This is a genomic window from Aquabacter sp. (assembly GCF_965279295.1).
Taxonomy (GTDB): domain Bacteria; phylum Pseudomonadota; class Alphaproteobacteria; order Rhizobiales; family Xanthobacteraceae; genus Aquabacter.
Window position 1 is genome coordinate 102,531 of the sequence record NZ_CBDIHQ010000017.1, and the last position, 18,912, is coordinate 121,442.

The 18,912-nt window shown below is 64.6% G+C and carries 21 protein-coding genes; 9 read left to right on the top strand and 12 right to left on the bottom strand.

Features of this window, described 5'->3' with window-relative positions; translation table 11 throughout:
* Positions 1-486: 486 nt before the first annotated feature.
* The 3 genes from ADADO0_RS15175 to tesB all read right to left on the bottom strand — a co-directional run bounded on the left by ADADO0_RS15175 (position 487) and on the right by tesB (position 3,472).
* Positions 487-1,980 carry an ammonium transporter gene (locus ADADO0_RS15175; protein ID WP_511306014.1) on the bottom strand — a complete coding sequence of 498 codons (1,494 nt, stop codon included), beginning with the start codon at positions 1,978-1,980 and terminating at the stop codon, positions 487-489.
* A gap of 29 nt (positions 1,981-2,009) precedes the next feature.
* Positions 2,010-2,348, bottom strand: coding sequence for a P-II family nitrogen regulator (locus ADADO0_RS15180; protein ID WP_511306015.1), 339 nt, complete (start codon positions 2,346-2,348; stop codon positions 2,010-2,012).
* A 254-nt stretch (positions 2,349-2,602) separates the two neighbouring features.
* Complete coding sequence (gene tesB / locus ADADO0_RS15185) at positions 2,603-3,472, bottom strand: acyl-CoA thioesterase II (RefSeq protein ID WP_511306016.1); 870 nt, start codon at positions 3,470-3,472, stop codon at positions 2,603-2,605.
* A gap of 122 nt (positions 3,473-3,594) precedes the next feature.
* On the opposite strand from tesB, the gene ADADO0_RS15190 reads away from it, so the two are divergent.
* Positions 3,595-4,845, top strand: coding sequence for a ubiquinone biosynthesis hydroxylase (locus ADADO0_RS15190; RefSeq protein ID WP_511306017.1), 1,251 nt, complete (start codon positions 3,595-3,597; stop codon positions 4,843-4,845).
* A 5-nt stretch (positions 4,846-4,850) separates the two neighbouring features.
* Here the strand turns inward: ADADO0_RS15190 and ADADO0_RS15195 are convergent, their stop codons facing one another.
* From ADADO0_RS15195 to ADADO0_RS15205, 3 genes are all read right to left on the bottom strand, one after another.
* Positions 4,851-5,183 carry a type II toxin-antitoxin system HicB family antitoxin gene (locus tag ADADO0_RS15195; RefSeq protein WP_511306540.1) on the bottom strand — a complete coding sequence of 111 codons (333 nt, stop codon included), beginning with the start codon at positions 5,181-5,183 and terminating at the stop codon, positions 4,851-4,853.
* A gap of 5 nt (positions 5,184-5,188) precedes the next feature.
* Complete coding sequence (locus tag ADADO0_RS15200) at positions 5,189-5,443, bottom strand: type II toxin-antitoxin system HicA family toxin (RefSeq protein ID WP_511306018.1); 255 nt, start codon at positions 5,441-5,443, stop codon at positions 5,189-5,191.
* A 90-nt stretch (positions 5,444-5,533) separates the two neighbouring features.
* Positions 5,534-5,746, bottom strand: a complete 213-nt coding sequence (locus ADADO0_RS15205) for a Trm112 family protein (RefSeq protein ID WP_511306019.1) — start codon at positions 5,744-5,746, stop codon at positions 5,534-5,536.
* 244 nt (positions 5,747-5,990) lie between these two features.
* On the opposite strand from ADADO0_RS15205, the gene ADADO0_RS15210 reads away from it, so the two are divergent.
* Positions 5,991-6,890: a DMT family transporter gene (locus tag ADADO0_RS15210; protein WP_511306020.1), complete on the top strand. Its 900-nt coding sequence runs from the start codon at positions 5,991-5,993 to the stop codon at positions 6,888-6,890.
* Between the two features lie 95 nt (positions 6,891-6,985).
* Positions 6,986-8,302: a hypothetical protein gene (locus ADADO0_RS15215; protein WP_511306021.1), complete on the top strand. Its 1,317-nt coding sequence runs from the start codon at positions 6,986-6,988 to the stop codon at positions 8,300-8,302.
* A gap of 135 nt (positions 8,303-8,437) precedes the next feature.
* Here the strand turns inward: ADADO0_RS15215 and hisS are convergent, their stop codons facing one another.
* Complete coding sequence (gene hisS, locus ADADO0_RS15220; RefSeq protein ID WP_511306022.1) at positions 8,438-10,036, bottom strand: histidine--tRNA ligase; 1,599 nt, start codon at positions 10,034-10,036, stop codon at positions 8,438-8,440.
* Positions 10,037-10,227: 191 nt separating this feature from the next.
* Here hisS and ADADO0_RS15225 point away from each other — a divergent pair, with 191 nt between their 5' ends.
* Positions 10,228-10,614, top strand: coding sequence for a DUF2147 domain-containing protein (locus tag ADADO0_RS15225; protein ID WP_511306023.1), 387 nt, complete (start codon positions 10,228-10,230; stop codon positions 10,612-10,614).
* 6 nt (positions 10,615-10,620) lie between these two features.
* Here ADADO0_RS15225 and ADADO0_RS15230 read toward each other — a convergent pair whose 3' ends face one another.
* The 3 genes from ADADO0_RS15230 to ADADO0_RS15240 are packed head-to-tail and all read right to left on the bottom strand — an operon-like array spanning position 10,621 to position 14,006.
* Entirely contained in the window at positions 10,621-11,847 is a 1,227-nt protein-coding gene (locus ADADO0_RS15230) for a class I SAM-dependent methyltransferase (RefSeq protein ID WP_511306024.1), read from the bottom strand.
* Positions 11,848-11,859: 12 nt separating this feature from the next.
* Positions 11,860-12,642 carry a DUF1365 domain-containing protein gene (locus tag ADADO0_RS15235; RefSeq protein ID WP_511306025.1) on the bottom strand — a complete coding sequence of 261 codons (783 nt, stop codon included), beginning with the start codon at positions 12,640-12,642 and terminating at the stop codon, positions 11,860-11,862.
* Positions 12,639-14,006 carry an NAD(P)/FAD-dependent oxidoreductase gene (locus tag ADADO0_RS15240; RefSeq protein ID WP_511306026.1) on the bottom strand — a complete coding sequence of 456 codons (1,368 nt, stop codon included), beginning with the start codon at positions 14,004-14,006 and terminating at the stop codon, positions 12,639-12,641. Before ADADO0_RS15240 ends, ADADO0_RS15235 begins: the two co-directional genes overlap by 4 nt.
* Before the next feature lie 137 nt (positions 14,007-14,143).
* On the opposite strand from ADADO0_RS15240, the gene ADADO0_RS15245 reads away from it, so the two are divergent.
* The 4 genes from ADADO0_RS15245 to ADADO0_RS15260 are packed head-to-tail and all read left to right on the top strand — an operon-like array spanning position 14,144 to position 17,183.
* Positions 14,144-14,830: a sigma-70 family RNA polymerase sigma factor gene (locus ADADO0_RS15245; RefSeq protein WP_511306027.1), complete on the top strand. Its 687-nt coding sequence runs from the start codon at positions 14,144-14,146 to the stop codon at positions 14,828-14,830.
* Positions 14,827-15,486, top strand: a complete 660-nt coding sequence (locus ADADO0_RS15250) for a ChrR family anti-sigma-E factor (protein ID WP_511306028.1) — start codon at positions 14,827-14,829, stop codon at positions 15,484-15,486. The genes ADADO0_RS15245 and ADADO0_RS15250 overlap by 4 nt, the downstream gene beginning before the upstream one ends.
* 54 nt (positions 15,487-15,540) lie before the next feature.
* On the top strand, positions 15,541-16,380 hold the full coding sequence (locus tag ADADO0_RS15255) for an alpha/beta hydrolase (protein WP_511306029.1): 840 nt from the start codon (positions 15,541-15,543) through the stop codon (positions 16,378-16,380).
* Positions 16,377-17,183 carry a DUF1295 domain-containing protein gene (locus tag ADADO0_RS15260; protein WP_511306030.1) on the top strand — a complete coding sequence of 269 codons (807 nt, stop codon included), beginning with the start codon at positions 16,377-16,379 and terminating at the stop codon, positions 17,181-17,183. The genes ADADO0_RS15255 and ADADO0_RS15260 overlap by 4 nt, the downstream gene beginning before the upstream one ends.
* 24 nt (positions 17,184-17,207) lie before the next feature.
* Here ADADO0_RS15260 and ADADO0_RS15265 read toward each other — a convergent pair whose 3' ends face one another.
* Positions 17,208-17,624 carry a DUF2177 family protein gene (locus tag ADADO0_RS15265; RefSeq protein ID WP_511306031.1) on the bottom strand — a complete coding sequence of 139 codons (417 nt, stop codon included), beginning with the start codon at positions 17,622-17,624 and terminating at the stop codon, positions 17,208-17,210.
* Between the two features lie 276 nt (positions 17,625-17,900).
* Here ADADO0_RS15265 and ADADO0_RS15270 point away from each other — a divergent pair, with 276 nt between their 5' ends.
* Positions 17,901-18,038, top strand: coding sequence for a hypothetical protein (locus ADADO0_RS15270; protein WP_511306032.1), 138 nt, complete (start codon positions 17,901-17,903; stop codon positions 18,036-18,038).
* A 92-nt stretch (positions 18,039-18,130) separates the two neighbouring features.
* Here the strand turns inward: ADADO0_RS15270 and ADADO0_RS15275 are convergent, their stop codons facing one another.
* Positions 18,131-18,892, bottom strand: coding sequence for an SDR family NAD(P)-dependent oxidoreductase (locus tag ADADO0_RS15275; RefSeq protein WP_511306033.1), 762 nt, complete (start codon positions 18,890-18,892; stop codon positions 18,131-18,133).
* Between the last annotated feature and the right edge of the window lie 20 nt (positions 18,893-18,912).

Here is an 18,912-nt window from a genome sequence, read left to right on the forward strand (position 1 = left end):
CTGAGGCTCGATAAGGGAATTTCGTCGGGGTGCTGGTCGCTGTCGCGCAATGCCCGGTGAACCCCGCGCGCTCAGGCGCGCCGGCGGGGTGCCGGGCCGGTAATTCGCGACGCCGCGGCGCGCGCCATTGAGAGCGAGAATGCCATGGGCGGCTTCTAGCAGGCGGCGGCGGCGGCGAAAAGCCCGCAGCATCGGCACGCCGCCCAATCGTCTGCGGCGGCGCCAACCCCTGAAACAAAGGAAGCCCCGGCCTTTTCGGCTAGGGCCAAGCCTCCTCAAAAACAAATGAAGCCCTGGCCGCGAGGCCAGGGCTTCATCTTCCCCTCTGTTATTTTCACGTCCGGCGCGGGTTGCCGGGCGGGTGGGCCGGAATATCCGCCCCTGAGGGGCGCAGCGTCCGACGCTTGTTCTGTCAGGCGGGCCGTAGCCCGCCTGAGAAGCCGGTGTCCGGAGCGAAAACCCCCGCTCTTGCTCCAGAAACCAGGCTCAGCTGTGGTAGGCGCGCTCGCCGTGCTCGGTGATGTCGAGACCTTCGCGCTCCTTCTCCACCGACACCCGCAGCCCGACGACCGCGTTGACGATGAAGAACAGGATCGCGGAGCCGACGCCGGAGAGCACCAGGGTCACGCCGACAGCCTTGAGCTGCGCGAGCACCTGGGTCGCCATGTCGTAATCCGCAACCTTGCCGGTGACGTAGTCGAACACGCCCGTGCCGCCGAGGGCGGGGCTGACGACGATACCGGTGGCAATGGCGCCGAAGATGCCGCCGACGCCGTGGACGCCGAACACATCGAGCGAGTCGTCATAGCCAAACGCATTCTTCACCGTGGTGCAGAAGAAGTAGCAGATGACGCCGACGATGAGGCCGGAGACGAGAGCGCCCATGATACCGGCGAAGCCGGCCATCGGGGTGACGGCAACGAGGCCGGCGATGGCGCCCGAGACGACACCGAGCATGGACGGCTTACCCTTGGCGAGCCACTCGATGATCATCCAGGACAGAGCCGCCGCGCAGGTCGCGATGAAGGTGTTCATCATGGCGAGAGCGGTGAGGCCGTTGGCTTCCAGGTTGGAGCCGGCGTTGAAGCCGAACCAGCCGACCCACAGAAGACCGGCGCCGACCAGGGTGAGCGTCAGGGAGTGGGGGGAGAAGGCTTCCTTGCCGTAGCCGGTGCGCTTGCCGATGATGAGGCAGCCCACGAGAGCGGCGATACCAGCGTTGATGTGCACCACGGTGCCGCCGGCGAAGTCGAGGGCGCCGAGCTTGTAGATGTAACCGGCGTCAGCGAGCACCGCGTCGAGCGCTTCCTGAGCGGCGGTCTTGGCAGCGCCATCGGCGGCAGCGGCCAGAGCCTTGGCGGCAGCGTCAACCGCGTCCGGGCCGGCCCAGTACCACACCATGTGCGCCATCGGGAAATAGATGAGCGTCACCCATAGGGGGACGAACAGAACGATGGCCGAGAACTTCACCCGTTCCGCGAACGCGCCGAAAATAAGCGCGGGCGTAATCATGGCGAAGGTCATCTGGAAGGCGACGAACGCCAGCTCGGGAATGGCAACGCCAACCGAGAAGGTACCGCCGGCGGATTCCGTCGTGATGCCCTTCATGAAGGCCTTGGAGAAGCCGCCGATGAAGTCCGAGCCGCCGGTGAAGGCGAGGGAGTAGCCGTAGAGCACCCAGATGATGCCGACGATGCAGACGGTGTAGAACACCTGCATCAGAACCGAGAGCATGTTCTTGCCGCGGACGAGGCCGCCGTAGAACAGGGCCAAGCCCGGCACCGACATCATCAGCACCAGAAGGGCCGACGTCAGCATCCAGGCGGTATCGCCCTTGTTGATCACCACCGCGGCGGCGGCGGCAGCAGCCGGGGCCGCGTCAGGTGCTGGCGTGGCGGTCTGCGCCAATACCGGCAGGGCGAAGGCCGCCGCCGTCAGAAGGGTAGGCAGTCCCACGCGGGACCAAGTCTTGAACGTCATGGAAGAAGGCTCCGTCAAATGAGGAAAGCTCAAAGCGCGTCGGCGTCGGTTTCGCCGGTACGGATGCGCACGGCGTGATCAATCTGGAAAACAAAGATCTTGCCGTCGCCGATCTGGCCGGTCTTGGCGGCGCCGGTAATCGCCTCCACAACCTTGGTAACCTGGTCGGTCGACACGGCCACTTCGATCTTCAGCTTCGGCAGGAAGCTGACGGCGTATTCTGCGCCGCGATAGATTTCGGTGTGGCCTTTCTGCCGGCCGTATCCCTTCACTTCGGTCACGGTCAGCCCGTGGACCCCGATACCGGTGAGGGCATCACGCACCTCTTCCAGCTTGAACGGCTTGATAATCGCCATGACGATCTTCATGGATCGGTCCCTGTCCCCGTGTGGCCCACCGCTGGATGCGGATCGCGGGCGTTTTATCGCGGCTGGGCCGAATGGGACGGGGAAATCCACGCTTCGGCTGCCATGCCTGCGACAGGGGGAATCAATTACCGTGCCAGACGGAAAAGTCCGCGTTTGGCCTGCTTATTTTCTCGCCATGACTATTGCCGCCGCGTCAGCGTCGCAAGTCTGCCGAAATTTCAGCCTGTTTTTTAGGCGGAATGCTCGCTGAACGATCAAGTCGGCAAGATTTGCCGCATAAGGCCTTCCTGGGTGGCGGAAGCGACCAGCACCCCATCGCGGGTGAACAACTGACCCCGGCAGAATCCGCGGCTGCCGAACGCCGCCGGGCTGTCCTGGACATAGAGCAACCATTCGTCGGCGCGAAAGCGACGATGAAACCACAGCCCGTGGTCCAGGCTGGCGCATTGCATGTCGGGGTCGAGCACGCTTTTGCCGTGGGGCAAGAGCGCCGCCTGTAGCAGCGACAAATCCGAGGCATAGGCCACCACCGCTTGATGAACGGCCAAATCGTCTGGCAGCCGGTCACGCGTGCGCAGCCACAACGCCGGCAGCGGTGTCTTGTCCTGGCCGCCGATGAACGCGCTGTCGAAGCCGGCCGGCTTTATCTCCAACGGGCGCAGCGCCATCCAGTCGCGGACGGCGGCGCGGGGATAGCGTTCCACCAGTCGGTTCCGCCACATCTCGTCGGAGGGGAGATCCTCGGGCATGGGCACATGGGGCATCGAGGCCTGATGGACGAGGCCCTCTTCCTCAACCTGAAACGACACCGAGGTGAAGAAGATCGCCTTGCCGTGCTGGATCGCCACCACGCGGCGCGTGGTGAAGCTGCGGCCGTCGCGGATGCGCTCCACCTCATAGATGATGGGAATGGAGGGGTCGCCAGGAAGTAGGAAGTAAGCGTGCATGGAATGGGCTATGCGATCCGCCGGCACGGTGCGGCGCGCCGCCGTCAAAGCTTGGCTGATCACCTGCCCGCCAAACACCCTGCCACCTGTGGGGGCGATGCTGCGACCCCGGAACAAATTGATTTCGAGGGGCTCCAGGTCGAGGATGTCCAGAAGTTTCGCGACGTCGTTGTTCATGCGGCAGGCTCGACAAGCTGGCGGGAACATCCCCTTCCAGACACGAGCCACGCAGGTGCAGCACAGTCAAGATCGGGTGGCGCGCCAGATCAGGTGGCGCGGTACCGCGTCGGGAGGATGCGATGGACCAGAATTCCAATCCTGCGGGCGCACGCGCTCTGGAGGTGGATGTTGCGATCGCCGGTGCCGGGCTTGCCGGGCTGAGTCTCGCCCTGGCGCTGAAGGACGGTCTTGGTGCAGGCGCACGCATTGCCGTGCTCGATCCGGGCCTTGCCCGCGATGCCTCCACCGACGGGCGCGCCTCGGCCATCGCCGCCGGTGCCCGCCGCCTGCTCACCGTGCTCGGCGTATGGGACGGGCTTGGCGCGGAAGCGCAGCCGATCCGCTCCATGGTGGTGACGGACAGCCGCACCCGCGACGTGGCGCGGCCGGTGTTCCTCACCTTCGACGGCGAAGTGGAGCCGGGAGAGGCGTTCGCCTACATGGTCCCCAATACCAAGCTTCAGGCGGCCCTCGGGGAAGCCGCCGCGCGGGCCGGGGTCACGCTCCTGGCTGCGCCGGTGGATGGCTTCACCACCAGCCGAAGCGGCGTGGATGTGTCCTATGGCGCGGGTGAGCACCTGCGCGCATCGCTGCTGGTGGCATGTGACGGGGCGCGCTCGCGCCTGCGCGAGATGGCCGGCATCCGCAACGTCGCCTGGACCTATGACCAATCCGCCATCACCTTCACGGTGGAGCACGAGCGCCCCCACGAGGGGCGGGCGGACGAGCATTTCCTCCCCGGCGGGCCGTTCGCAACCCTGCCGCTGCCGGGCAACCGCTGCTCCATCGTATGGACAGAGCGGACAGCGGACGCGCAGCGCATGGTCGCCCAGCCGGATTTCCTGTTCCAGGAGGAATTGGAGAAGCGGTTTGGGCTCGGCTATGGCTGGGTGCGGGCGGTGTCGAAGCCGCAGGTCCACCCACTCGGCTTCGCCATGGCGCGTAGCTTCATCGCCGAACGTTTCGCCTTGGTGGGGGATGCGGCGCATGTGATCCATCCCATCGCCGGGCAGGGGCTCAACATGGGCTTGCGCGACGTGGCGGCGCTGTCCGAGGCGATCACCGATGCGGCGCGGGTCGGGCTCGATTTCGCCGGGCCGGACGTGCTGGAGCGTTACCAGCGCTGGCGCCGCTTCGACACCCTCGCCATGGGTGTCGCGACCGATGGCCTGAACCGGCTGTTCTCAAACCATTCCGACGCCCTGCGCTTGGTGCGCGATGTCGGCCTCGGCCTGGTCGATCGCCTGCCGCGCCTGAAAAGCCTGTTCATCAAGGACGCCGCCGGCCTCACCGGCGCCGTGCCCCGTCTGTTGCGGGGCGAGGCGCTTTAGGGCGGTCAGCGGTCGCGGTGTTCAGCGGCGAGGGCGAGGACGTCTTCGGCCCATTGGTTCAGGCTCTTGCCGGCCAGTTCCGCCGCGAGCGCCGCCTTGCGGTGAACCTCCGGGTCGACCCGGAACATCATCTTGCCCGAGAACGGCTTCTGCGGGGTTTTCCCGATCGCCGCGCAGGTGGCGATGTAGTCGTCGACGGCCTCATGAAACGCCTTCTTCAACTCCGCCACGCTGTCGGCGTGAAACCCCACCACGTCGGTGACACCCGCGATCCGCCCCACGAAAATCTCATCCGCGTCGTCGTATTCCACGCGGGCATGATAGCCCCTGTAATCCATCGCGCTCACGGGACCACTCCGATCTGGACCAGGAACGCGCGTGCGTCGCGGACCTGATATCTCTTCGCTTCTTTCGCCGGGTGTGGGCGATGGAAGGTGGCGATCGCCCCGTCCTTCGCGAATTTCACGCGGGAGCCGCTGCCCTCGACGAGGACGCACCCCGCCGCCAGAAGAAGCGCCTCTATCGCCGCCCACTCCAAGGTGCTTGCAGCAGGCTCCCTGAATACGGCAGCGAGGGTCTTCCGGTGCCGGCTGTTCATGAGGATAAAATAGATATGCTTGCATTTATTGCAAGCAATATCGCTTCACCCCGACGCGGCGATCATGCGGACGAGGACTGGCAGATCGCTTCAGCTATTCAGTTCGGCGTCGTCCAGGCGGCGGGCTTCGTCGGCCAGCATGATCGGGATGCCGTCGCGGATCGGGAAGGCGAGCCGGGCGCCGCGCGATATCAGTTCCTGGCGCCCCTTGTCATAGACCAGGGGCCCCTTGGTGAGCGGGCAGACCAGGAGTTCGAGGAGCTTGGGATCGACCTCGTGGCCGGGCCGGTTCGGCTGCGTCATCTTCTCGGTCCTCTGGCGCAGGCGCCGACATAAACGCCCGCGTTTGAATTTCGCCTAGCGCGATGCGTTCCAGTTTAACTCCTGGAGCACACACGTCCATGACAATTTCGCCGCGCACAGGCGTGTGCCCGGCGCCGCGCGGGTCAAGTTTTGCAACGCAAAGTGATGGCGTCCATTCGTTTCTTTTATTTCCCGCTTTGCCGCCGAAGGTCTAAGCAGGCCGCTTCACAGCAAAGTTTGTTTCATGAATCGCCGCACGTCTCTGGGTTTGTTGCTCGGCTTTACCGGCGTCACGTTTTTCGGCGCCACGATCCCCGCCACCCGCTACGCAGTCCACTGGCTGGATCCGACCTTCTTCACCTTCGCCCGCGCCAGCGTGGCGGGGCTGCTGGCGGCGGCCGTCCTGCTGGTGATGCGCTCCGTGCCGCCCTGGCGCCGGGGGCTGCGGACCTGGGATTTCCTTGTGGTCGCGGCCTGCCTGATGGTGGGCTTCCCGCTGCTGATGGCCTACGGCACCGTCACCGTTCCCTCCTCCCACGCCGGGGTGGTGCTGGGCATCATGCCGCTGGCCACCACTTTTGCCGCGACATTGCTGGCGGGTGAGCGCCCGAGCCTCGCCTTCTTCGCCGTGTCGTGCCTCGGCTGCGGCCTCGTCGTGGCATTCGCGCTGCGCAACGGCGGCGCGTCCGAGTTCGGTGCCGGGGACCTGCTGCTGGGCCTCTCGGCGGTGGTCTGCTCCGTCGGCTATGCCGTGAGCGGGCGGCTGGCGCGGCAGATCGGCGGCTGGGAGGTGATTTGCTGGGCGCTCACCCTCGGGCTGCCTTTTGCGCTTCCGATGACAGCGCTGCTGATGCCTTCCGGCCTCGGCGCGGTACCGACCGGGGCCTGGCTGGCACTCGGATATGTCGCCGTGTTCAGCCAGCTTGTCGGCTTTTTCTTCTGGAACGCCGGCCTCGCCATGGGCGGCATTGCCCGTGTCGGGCAAATCCAACTGCTCCAGACCTTCCTGATCGTGACGCTGTCCTGGCCGATCAACGGCGAGGCCCCGGACCCCGAGACCTACCTTTTCATGGCGGCGGTGATGGCGACGGTTGCGCTCGGCCAGCGCGCCAAGGTTGCGGTGGTGCCCGCACCCGCCGCCTGATCGCGGCTGCGCTTCGGTACCCACCTCGATAGAGATTTGCAGTCGGAGAGGACTTCTGTTTTTTTTGCTTGAGCGAGGCTTCTACAGGGTCGGTCATGCCTTATAATTCGTTCACGCGCCCGCTTGGCCATCTCGTCGAAGCCAGAGAGCGCGTGATGGTCTGCTACGACCAGCCCCGAACCAGCGTCTGGCTCGAATTGACCAACACCAAATGGATGGTGGGCGGGCACGACAGGGGTTTCGTGACGGCCTTCATCGGTGCCGTGAAAACGCCGACCGGATGGAAGGCGATCGATCAGCGCCTCGCGAATGCACTGCGGTTCGAGCGCAGGGCATTCGGCGACACGATCCAGAATGTCCCGAGGTTTCAGCGGGCGATCTGCAGCGATTGGCAGAGCTTCACGCCGGGTACGGCAGAGCGCTTTGCGAAAGGATTGAGTTTCGGACGGGACATGTCGTCCGCCAGCTTCGTCATGAAGGCGCTGAAGACGGGGTTCGACGCCGTCGGTGTTTCCACTCCGGCCGGCGACGGGATGCGGCTGCACGGGTTTACCGTGGGCGACATCCTCGGATACCTCGAAGCGCGCAAGCACATCAAGCCCGCATATTTCGCCGATTCCGGCCTCGAGGAGTTCCTGGCGTTCGGCGCGGATCCTCAAGGGCAGGAGGATGAAGACAAGCCGGTCAAGTCAATCGGCAACGGCGACCGACGCGATCTCAGGCATATCCAGAGCCGGAAGGAACACGGCCATAGCGGCAAGTTCGCCTATGCGGAGGAGACCGCGCACATCAAGCTACCGCGTGTGATCGGTTACGGATTCCGAGGCGATTCCCGTCCGCCCAGCCAAATAAAGGACGCGGGCGGCTTTCTTCCAAACTATACCCGACCGGATCATATTAAGGAGGTCGAAGATTTCAACACAAATGCCCGCCTGCAAAGTAATTTCAAAGAGAGCGATCTTATTCGCGACGATCAGGCTTTGGACCTTGTGAAATTCATCGGCGATCAGAAGTATGGCGGGTATAATTCTGTATCGAAATCATACAGCATCGCGAAGGCGTTTGCGACAAACGTCAATGGAACTGTTGCTTCAGGGACGACTGGTGAGCCGCCGTTGAGGTCGGGATGGGTGTATGCATGCCATGTCGAAGGCGCCTTCATCATGCCGAAGGGACGCCACAACTTCACGGTTGGAGATAATAAAGCTGCAAAAATTGCCTTCAACGAACAGGAATTATCGCAACCCGGTCTGTTGGATTGGGAAGATATCGTGGCATGCCGTAGGGTCAATCGAAGCGGTCACTTCGATGGCCTCGTCTACATAAAGGGCGCGTTGTTTCGGGAGGACGCTTCGGCTGCGGGTGAAATCTTTTATCTTTTGAGCGGACGGACACAGGGCAAGGTTCCGTAAGGCCGACCCTTCCCTGCGATTTCGCTCCGCCGCCGGTGGGTGCGCGTAGACCGCAGCCGCGAACAGGCCCGCCGCGTGCCGAGGGCACAGCGGCGATGCCAGATCCACCCTCTTCCCCAAGCCGAATGCCCAGCCTCAGTCCGCCAGCCCCAAGCTCGGCGCGGCGCGGCGTTCCAGAATGCCGCGGATGGCGTCCACCAGTTCGCTTTCCTTCACCGCGAACTGGGCGGGGCGGGCGGCGCGGTATTCGGCATTGTCGGTGATGCCGGCGGCGATGCGTGCGCCTTCGACCAGATCCTTCACCTGCACCTCGCCGGTCTCCTTCTCGTTGGAGCCCTGGATGATGACCGCCGGCGCATTGCGCTTGTCGGCATATTTCATCTGCGCCTTCATGCCGGCGCCCCCGAGATACATTTCGGCGCGGATTGGCGGTTCTGCTTTTCGCAGCATGTCCACGAATCGCATGTAGTCGGCGATGCGCTCGGGCTGCTTGTCCATGACGAGCACCACCACCGGGCCGATCTCGACTTCGCTTTCCATCTTGCCGAGGTGCGCCAGGGCATGGAGCAGGCGCGAGACGCCGATGGAAAAGCCGGTGGCCGGCACCGGCTCATTGCGGAAACGCGCCACCAGGCCGTCATAGCGCCCACCGCCCGCCACCGAGCCGAAGCGAACCGGACGCCCTTTTTCGTCCTCCACCTGGAAGGTCAGTTCGGCCTCATAGACTGGGCCGGTGTAGTATTCGAGGCCGCGGACGACGGATGGGTCAATTTGGATGCGGTCCGGACCGTAACCATTTGATTGGCAAAGCAACATTATATCGAATAATTCTCTAACACCGTCAGTTAATATTGGTCGATCGGTTGAAATAATATTATTGAAATAACAAAATATCATATGAGTTCTAATATCTGTCTCATACTTTATTCCGTCAAAAATGGAATTAACCAAATTCGTATCGTGCGATTTACCCGCATTTTCCATAGACTGAATGAATTGGAGGAGATGATTGACGGCATCTACTCCCAGGTCTGCGCCCTTAGTGAAATCTCCACTTTTGGCAGCAGGGTCTTCCCAACGCCCCTTGCCCAGCAAATCACGCACCCCCTCGACGCCGACCTTATCCAACTTATCGATGGCCCGTAGCACCGTCAGGCGGCGCCCGGCATTGGCCGCACCGCCGAGGCCGATGACCTCCAACATGCCGTCCAAAACCTTGCGGTTGTTGACCTTGATCACATAGTCGCCGCGCTTGATGCCGACCGCTTCCAGCGTGTCGGCGGCCATCATGCAGATCTCGGCATCGGCCGCGACAGAGGGCGCGCCCACCGTGTCGGCGTCGAACTGCATGAACTGGCGGAACCGGCCCGGGCCGGGCTTTTCATTGCGGAACACATAGCCCGAGCGATACGAGCGATACGGCTTGGGTAGGGCGTCGAAATGCTCGGCGACATAGCGGGCGAGCGGCGCGGTCAGGTCATAGCGCAGCGACAGCCACTGCTCGTCGTCGTCCTGGAACGAAAACACGCCTTCGTTCGGCCGGTCCTGGTCGGGCAGGAACTTGCCCAGCGCGTCGGTATATTCGAACGCCGGGGTTTCCAGCGCCTCGAACCCATAGAGCGCGTAGACGGCGCGGATCTTCTCCAACATGGCGCGGGTGGCGGCCAGTTCGCCGCCGTGGCGGTCTGCGAGACCACGCGGGAGCCGAGCCTTGGGTTTGTTCTCGTTGGCCATATCGAAGCTGCGCCTGTGTCGCGTCTGCACGTTCTGCAAGCGGCACCCCTTAGAGGACCGGGCGGCGGGCGGCAAGTTTCGGCGCTCCACGCTGCCCCGCTTCCGCTACGGCGCCCTTTCGCGGTGATACAGATCCAAACCGGCGTAGGCTCCGTAGACCCCTTATATGTCTCAGATTTGCGAGGTGTCCCATGCGACGCGTGCTTCCGGCAATCTTCGCCCTGTCTGCGCTTTCCATGACCGCAACCATCACCACCGCTGTCGCCGCGCTCGATCCCAGCGGGACCTGGATGCGCGGAGACGGGACCGCCCGCGTCCTGATCGCCCCCTGCGGTCCGGATGTGTGCGCCACCAACATCTGGATCAAGGACAGTTCCAGCAGCGAGGCTGTGGGCGACAAACTGGTGATGAAGATCAAGCCCAAGGCCTACGGACTGCTCACCGGCACCGCCTTCGATGCCAAGCGCAACCTCACCTATTCCATGGAAATGACCGTGGAGAAGGACCGGCTCAAGACGCGCGGCTGCGTCATCAGCGGCATGATCTGCAAGGAAACCGACTGGTCTCGGGTGCAGTAGCGCCCGCTATCCGCGCAGGACGAACAGGCCGACGTCGATGGCGCCGGCCCGGAAACCGGCCTCGCAATAATGCAGGTAGTATTCCCAAAGCCGCCGGAACCGCTGGTCGAAGCCCAGCACTTCCATGTCGTGGCGCGCCAGGACGAACCGCTCGCGCCAATCCGCCAGGGTCCGGGCATAGCTCTCGCCGAAGCATTCCGTGGAGACGAGTTCCAGGCCGACCCTCTTCGCCTGCTCGCCGACGATGGTGCGGGTCGGCAGCATTCCGCCGGGAAAGATATAGCGCTGGATGAAATCGGTGCTGCGGCGGTAGGTCTCGAAGCGATCCTCGGCGATAGTAATGACTTGAAGCACCACATGCCCGCCGGGGTTTAGAGACGCGCGCAGGGTTTCGAAATAGGTCGGCCAATAGGCTTCCCCCACCGCTTCCAGCATCTCGATGGAGACAATCCGATCATAGCGCCCGGTCTCGTCGCGGTAATCCTGGAGGCGGAAGTCGGCGCGGTCCGAAAAGCCTTCGTCCTGTGCCTTGATCTCGGCGTGGGCGAGTTGCTCCTGCGATAGTGTGAGGCCGGTCACATGCGCTCCGGTGCCGGCGATGGCGGCGGCAAGTCCGCCCCAGCCGCAGCCGATCTCCAGAACGTGCTCGTGCCCCTCCAGGGCGAGCAGATCCAGAACGCGCGCGATCTTCGCCTGCTGGGCATCCTCCAGCGTCTGCTTTTCCTGCCCATAGATGGCGGAGGAATAGCTCATGCCGGCATCCAGCCAGAGCCGGTAGAAATCGTTGCCGAGATCATAGTGGAAAGCGATGTTGCGCCGGCTGCCGGAGCGCGAATTGACCTTAAGGAGATGGCCCATCCGGTTCCACAGCCGCACCGGCGGCAGGCCGGCGACGGTACGCTCCATGCTGGGTGCGTTCGCGGCCGCGAACTGGATCAGCGATGTGAGGTCGGGCGAGGACCAGTCGCCCGCGATATAGGCATCGGCAAAGCCGACGTCGCCGCCGCTCACCAGTTTGAGGATCGCCCGCCAGCGGTGCAGCACCAGCGTGGCATCCGGCCCCGGCTCGCTCCCCACATGCTCCACGGCGGCGCCGGATGGGGTGACCACGACGATCCGGCCGATCTCAAGCCGGGAAAGGAGCCTGCGAAGCACGGTGGCGGCAAGTCCGCTCACCCGGCCGCGCTGGCTGGCGGGGTAATAATGCTCGGTGCGTTCGCTGTCGGAGAACATGGCGTACAATCCTCAAGAGCGCGATGCGGGGGAAATCGTGACGGCGTGCTGCGGCGGGGCGGGCTTTCTGCGCAGCCCAATGCCCTTGGCAAAAATCAGCAGCGCCTCCCAATGAATCCCGGCGATCACCTTCAGGGTCAGGAGGGGATAACGGAAGAAGGTCCACGCGAGTTCGGTGTCGGTGAGCGGCCGGCGCTTTGCCGTATGGATGGCGGCAAGAACGGGCCCCGCATCATTGTTCACAACGATGGAGATCTTCAAGTTGTCGTCGGGCGGGTTGACCCGGAAATCGTAGGTGAGATCCATGTCCATAAAGGGCGAGACATAGAATTGCTTCGTCGTGTGCTGGCGCACCACGCCGCCGCGCACCTCCTCGACCGGGAGCAGATAGCTGTGCCGCTCGCCGAAGGTGTTGTGCACCTCGTAGAGGATCGCCGCGAGCGCGCCGCCCCGGCGGTGGCAGAAATAGACGCTGAGGGGATTGAAGCCGTAGCCCAGGATGCGCGGCATGGTCAGCAGGCGGATCGCGCCGCCGTCGGGCTCCAGCCCCGCCGCGCGCATGTGGCGCTCCACCTGGTTGCGCAGCGGCTCGTCGGTGGAGGCGCCGTAGTCCCTGTCGCGGAACGAGAACAGGTTGAAGCGGTTGCGCGAGAACAGGCGCAGCCGGCGGGATAGGGCGTCGATGTCGTCGAGATCGAGCAGCAACGAGAACAGGCGATAGGCCAGCCGGTGACGGCGCGGCTTCAGGCGCCGGTGCATCACCGTGCCGGCATAGAGCGCGGAGCCGTGTGTCATGAGGCCAGTTCCAGTTCGGCAACTGGGGTGGAAAGGGGGCCGAGATGGATGCGCCCGGATTCCTCCGGCACCGACCAGGGCCGGCGCACGCCGCCCAGAGCCTCGGCGACCGCGAGGCCCGCCTGGAGCCCATCCTCATGAAACCCGGCGCCGAAATAGGCGCCGCAGAACCACACGTTCCCGGCGCCTTGGAGCGACCACAACTGCTTCTGCGCGGCCATGGCGCGTGCGTCAAATATCGGGTGGGTATAGGCCTCGCGCCGGATGATCTTTTCAGCATCAGGCGCGCGGGACGGGTTGAGGGTGACGAATAGCGGCGTCGCCTGAGGGATGCCCTGGAGCGCGTTCATCCAATAGGTCACGCTCAGCCGCTGCGTCGCTCCGCGTCCCTCGGCGAGGTAGTTCCAGGCGGCCCAGGCGCGCCGGCGGCGCGGCATGAGGGCGGGGTCGCAATGCAGCACCGCTTCGTTGTGGCTGTAGCCGAACGCGCCCAGAAGGCGTGCCTCCTCCGGGCGCGGGGCGTCGAGCATGCGCAGGGCCTGGTCGGCATGGGTTGCGATCACGGCATGGTCGAAGTGTTGGAGGAGTCCGCCCTGCTCGCGCACCTCCACCCCGCCGGGCACGCGGCGCACCGAAGCAATGGCGCTGCGCAACTGCACGCCTCCCGCGAAAGCCTGCGTCAAGCGCGCGACATAGGTGCGGCTGCCGCCGTCCACGGTGCGCCAGATCGGACGCTGGATCAGCTTCAGCAGGCCATGGTTCTCGCAGAAGCGCACGAAACTGGCGGCGGGATAGCGCCCGACCTCGCCGGCCGGCGTCGACCAGATCGCCGCCGCCATGGGATAGAGATGATCCTCCCGGAACGCCGCGCCATAGCCCTTGAGATCAAGGTAGGTATCGAGGCTTTCCAGGCCCATGCCTGGAAGATCGCGCGGCGCCTCGCGATAGAAGCGGAAGAGATCGCGCAGCATCGACCAGAAGCGGGGGCGCAGGGCGTTGCGCGGATCGGCGAACAGGCCGGGTAGCCCGCAGCCGGAATATTCGAACGCCCCCTGATCCATGGAGACGGCGAATGACATATCCGTGGGCTTGGTGGGAACGTCGAGATGCGCGAACAGGGCGGTCAGGTTGGGGTAGGTGGCCTCGTTGTAGACGATGAAGCCAGTGTCCACCGGGACGCCGCCGGCATCCACCGTGTTGCTGTGCCCGCCCAGCCGGCCGTCGGCCTCGAACAGAGTCACATTGTGTTTCTTGGAGAGAAGCCAGGCGGCAGAGAGGCCGGAAATGCCGCTGCCGATGACGGCGATATCGAGGCGCGGGGCAGAGAGCGAGTCCGGGGACAAGAAATTTGGGCGAACGTTCATCGTGTCCCTTTACGGCTCGGCATCCGTTCAACCTCCAGGAAGCATGTTCCGGCTCAAACGTTATCGCTTTAGGGTGTACGTGGAGAGGCTTGCCTCGGATCACTCAAGCTTTCTTCCTGCGATCATGGCCTGCCCCGGTGATCCAGTATCGCGGGCAGCGCGTAAAAGGGTTTATGAATGCCGGCATCCAGAGTGTTCACGAGGTCTTTCCTGCATTGCCCATGGCAGTGCGGCGAGGTCTGCCAGTGATGTTGCCGGCGAAGGACACCGCCTCGCTGAGCGGTGCGGAACTGAACACCCTTGTGGCGGCGATCGCTACCGACCGCGACCGCGACGCCTTTGCCCGCGTCTACAAATACTTCGCGCCGAAGGTCAAAGGCTTCCTCATCAAGGCGGGGGCGCCGGCGAACACGGCGGAGGAATTGGCACAGGAAACCATGCTCGCTGTCTGGAACAAGGCCTCCTATTTCGATCCGGCGCGGGCCAGCGCCGCGACCTGGATCTTCACGATCGCGCGCAATCTGCGCATTGACCATCTGAGGCGCGGCCGGGCTGCGGCGAGCGCGGTGCTTGATGTTCCCGAGGAGGCTGACCAAACCCTCTCGGTCGAAGCCGCCATGCTGGTGAACGAGCGGGAGGATCGGGTGCGGGCGGCGCTGCGCAGCCTCTCCGAAGAGCAGGCGACGATCGTGCGGCTCTCCTTCTTCTCTGACAAGGCGCATGCCGAGATCGCACGGGAATTGAGCCTGCCGCTCGGAACCGTGAAATCGCGTGTGCGGCTGGCCCTGAACAAGCTGCGCACGATGCTGGACGGCGACCTATGAGCATCAGCCATCATCCCACCGAAGAGACGCTGCTGCGCTACGCCGCCGGCCGTCTGGCGTCCGGCCCGGCCCTGGTCGTTGCCACCCATATGTCGGGCTGCCCAATCTGCCGGGCGCGGACGGCGCAGTTCAAGGCCATCGGTGGCGCGCTGATTGAGGAGACCGCCCCGGTCGCCATGGCGCCCGATGCTTTTGCCCGCGTGCTGTCCGCCATTGAAGCTGCCGAGCCGGTGCCGACGCGGCAGCGCCATGTGCCGTCGGTCGCCGCGCGTCAGACCGCTGGCATTGAGCTGCCGGTGCCGCTGCGCGATTGCGAGATCGGTCCCTGGCGCTGGAAGGGCCCCGGCATTCAGGCAAGCCGGGTAACGCTTCCGCACGATCCCAAGGCACGGATAAGCCTGCTGCGGGTGGCCCCCGGCGTGAAGCTGCCGGACCATGGGCATTCCGGCGTCGAGTTCACGCAGATCCTGTTCGGCGCTTATTCCGACAGCCTCGGTCATTACCGCCCCGGCGATCTGACCGAGATGGATGCGGAGGTGGAGCACCAGCCGGTGGTCGATCTCGACGGTGAGTGCATCTGCCTCACGGCGCTAGATGGAGAAATGCGCCTGCGGGGCATTTTCGGGCGTTTGATGCAGCCGTTCGTCCGTCTCTGAGGGGTGAGACGGGTTTGGTTTTTGGTGGCGGGCTGTTTCGGTGGATTGGCACTGATGAGCATCTTGTTCTCCCCCGTGACCATCCTCAACGCTCTGGCGGCGCTTGAGCCGTGCGAGGTGACGTCGGAGATCGCCTATGGCGAGGGGCCACGGCGCAAGCTCGATGTCTATCAGCCGAGCGATGCGCACACCGACCTGCCGGTCGTTGTGTTCTTTTACGGCGGCGGCTGGGAGGAGGGGGAGCGGAGCGATTATCGCTTTGTCGGCGCGGCACTGGCCAGCCGGGGCATCGTCACCGTCATTCCGGATTATCGCATCTATCCGCAGGTTCGCTTTCCCGCGTTTCTGGAAGACGGCGCGGCGGCGGTGCGCTGGGCGCGTGAGCACGCGGCTCAATTCGGCGGCGATCCCGGCCGTATCGTCCTGGTCGGACATTCCGCCGGTGCGCACATCGCCGCCATGCTGACCTTCGACCGGCAATGGCTGGCCGGCGTCGGGCTCGATGCCACGCGCGATCTCGCCGGAATGGTGGGGATCGCCGGACCTTATGATTTCCTGCCGCTGCGCAGCGATAGGTTGAAGGACATCTTCGGTCCGGAACCTGGTCGCGCGCTGTCCCAGCCAATCAATTTCGTCGCCGGCGGCGAGGTGCCTGTGCTGCTTGTTACCGGGCGCAAGGACGGTGTGGTCGATCCCGGCAATGCCCTCCGGCTCGCCGCGCGCATCCACGCGCATGGCGGCAGCGCGCAGACCCAGACCTATGCGCTGGTCGGCCATCCCACCATCATCGGTGCGTTCGGCGCGCCGCTGCGCCCGCTCGCCCCCGTGCTCGCGGATACGGTGGAGTTCATCGCATCGGTCACGGGACCGCGCCGGGACGGGCGGGGCGCATGACGGTTGTGCCGCTGCTCGCTGGCCTCGCCGTCGCGCTCTGCCTCGTCATGATGGCGGCGTGGGCGGTCGCTGAACGCACCGGAAACAGCGGGTGGGTCGATACCATCTGGTCGTTCGGTGTGGGCGCCGCGGGGGTCGCGGCGGCGCTGGTTCCCCTCGGCGCGGCGTCGTTCAGCGGGCGGCAGCTTTTCGTGGCGCTATTGGCGGCGCTCTGGTCGGTGCGGCTCGGCCTGCACATCCTCGCCCGCACGCTCCAGGGCAAGGACGATCCGCGCTACGCCCAGCTCCGCAAGGAATGGGGCGCGCATGCGAGTTTCAAGTCGTTCTGGTTCCTGCAAATCCAGGCGGCCTGCGCGTTCGTGCTGGTGGTGGCGATCTTCATGGCCGCGCGCAATCCGTCCCCTCTGGTGCGTCCTGGCGATTGGCTCGGGGTGCTGGTGCTGGTGATCGCCCTGGTGGGCGAAGCGATTGCCGACCGGCAGCTTGCCGCCTTCCGGGCCCAGCCGGCCAATAAAGGCCGGGTCTGCGATGCCGGCCTCTGGGGGCTCACGCGGCATCCCAATTATTTCTTCGAATGGTTGGGCTGGTGTGCCTATCCGCTCATCGCCATGGATTTTTCCGGCGCCTATCCCCAGGGCTTCCTGGCGCTCATGGGACCGCTGCTGATCTATTGGCTGCTGGTTTATGCCTCGGGCATTCCACCGACCGAGGCCCACATGCTGCGTTCGCGGGGGGAGGCATTCCGCGCGTACCAGAAGCGGGTCAATGCCTTCTGGCCGGGCCCAGGACGGAAGGGCGGGTAAGCCCCACCGGGTCCGCATCAAGTTTCAGGAAGGTAGCACGCTCGTCAGAAGCCGGGCGATGAGGAAGCCCAATGTCGCGGCCAAGCTGGTGGCGATTGTGCCCCAAGCCATGTCCACGACCGTGAGCATGCCCGGCCAGTTCTTAAGCGTCGCGTGATTGGTGAGGTCATAGGTGGCATAGGCGACGAAACCAAGCGCGGCGCCGTTGACCATCGCTGTGCTCCAGTGCCCTGACGTGAAAGCGGGCTGGACCGCGAAGAACACCACGCCGGCGATGTAGATCAGATAAAACAGCGCCGCCGGGGGGAGGTTGAACGGCTCCTGCATCATCGGGCCGAGCAGGGGCTTGTACACGAGCGGCGCCATGATGCTCAGCCAGAGCCCGTCGAGCACAAGAAATGCGACCCCGGTGGACGCATAGGCATAAACCAACTTGATCATGGGAAATCTCGCTCCAGCCGCATTCCCCTTTTTGTTATACGTTGGGTGCGCAGCGCCGGATCAATCGCCGCGAATGTTCCGGCAAAATCCACAAGCGCAATCGCGCCGGTGTGTTAGGCTCCGCTCGTATCGCGTCCCGCGCCGCTGCCGGGCCACCCGAGGGCGCCGCAGGCCCTCCCGAGGCCGCAACGGCCAGGGTTCCAATACGCCGGAGCCGCCGGCTCCGATCCTTCATTGCGTCGGCATCGACCGGCGCGTTCACCACGGAGAAAACCGATGGCCAAGGGCGAGCAGAAAAGCAATCGCGAGGCGAAGAAGCCCAAGAAGGTGAAGATCGCCGACGCACCTGCGAACACGCCGTTCGCAGCCGCGCAGAAGAAGGTGCTCGATTCTGTGGCGCAGAAGCGCAAGTGATCTTCGCACGAGCTTACGTGTGATCTACTGCATGTGATGTCTCGGGCGCGTTCTTCTGAAGCGCGCCCGAGATCCAACCGTTTTGGCCCGGCCTAAAGGCCGATCAGGCCCCCGGCCAGGAAGCCGCCATCGACATTGATGGTCTGGCCGGTCACGAACCCGGACTTCTCGCCGTCCAGCAGGAACGCGATGGCGCCGGACACCTCTTTGGGGGCGGCGTAGCGTTTCATGGGCACGGTCTGCATCCAGGCCGCGCGAGCCTCCTGCGTATGGAGCACCTTCACCAACGGCGTTTCGATGGGACCGGGGGCGATGGCGTTGACGCGGATATTGTCCTGCGCCAGTTCCACCGCCATCACCTGGGTGAGCAGGATGACGCCGGCCTTCGACGAGCCATAGGCCGAGCGCCCCAGATTGCCCCGCTGCCCCGACACCGAGGCGATGTTGACGATGGAGCCGCCGCCGTTCGCCTTCATGGCGCGCGCCGCCTCCCGCGCCACCACGAAGGTTCCGACCAGATTGACGTCTAGAATCTTGCGGAACAGGTCCGCTGATGTCTCCAGCGCCGGCAGGTCGCGGGCGATGCCGGCGCTATTCACCACGCCCTTGAGCGGGCCGAAATCCCGGTCCGCCTCGGCGATGGCCTCCACGACCGCCGCCTCGTCGGTCACATCGAGCGGCAGGAAGCGGGCCTGGTTGCCATAGGCGGAAAGCTCCGCCTGCGCGCTGGCGATATGCTCCGCCATGACGTCCGCCGCGACGACGCGCCAGCCCTCTTTCAGCAGTTCCTCCACCAGGGCGAGGCCGATGCCGGAGGCGCCGCCCGTCACCAGAACGCTTCCGCGATCCGTCATGCTTCTCTCCCTTGTTGTTA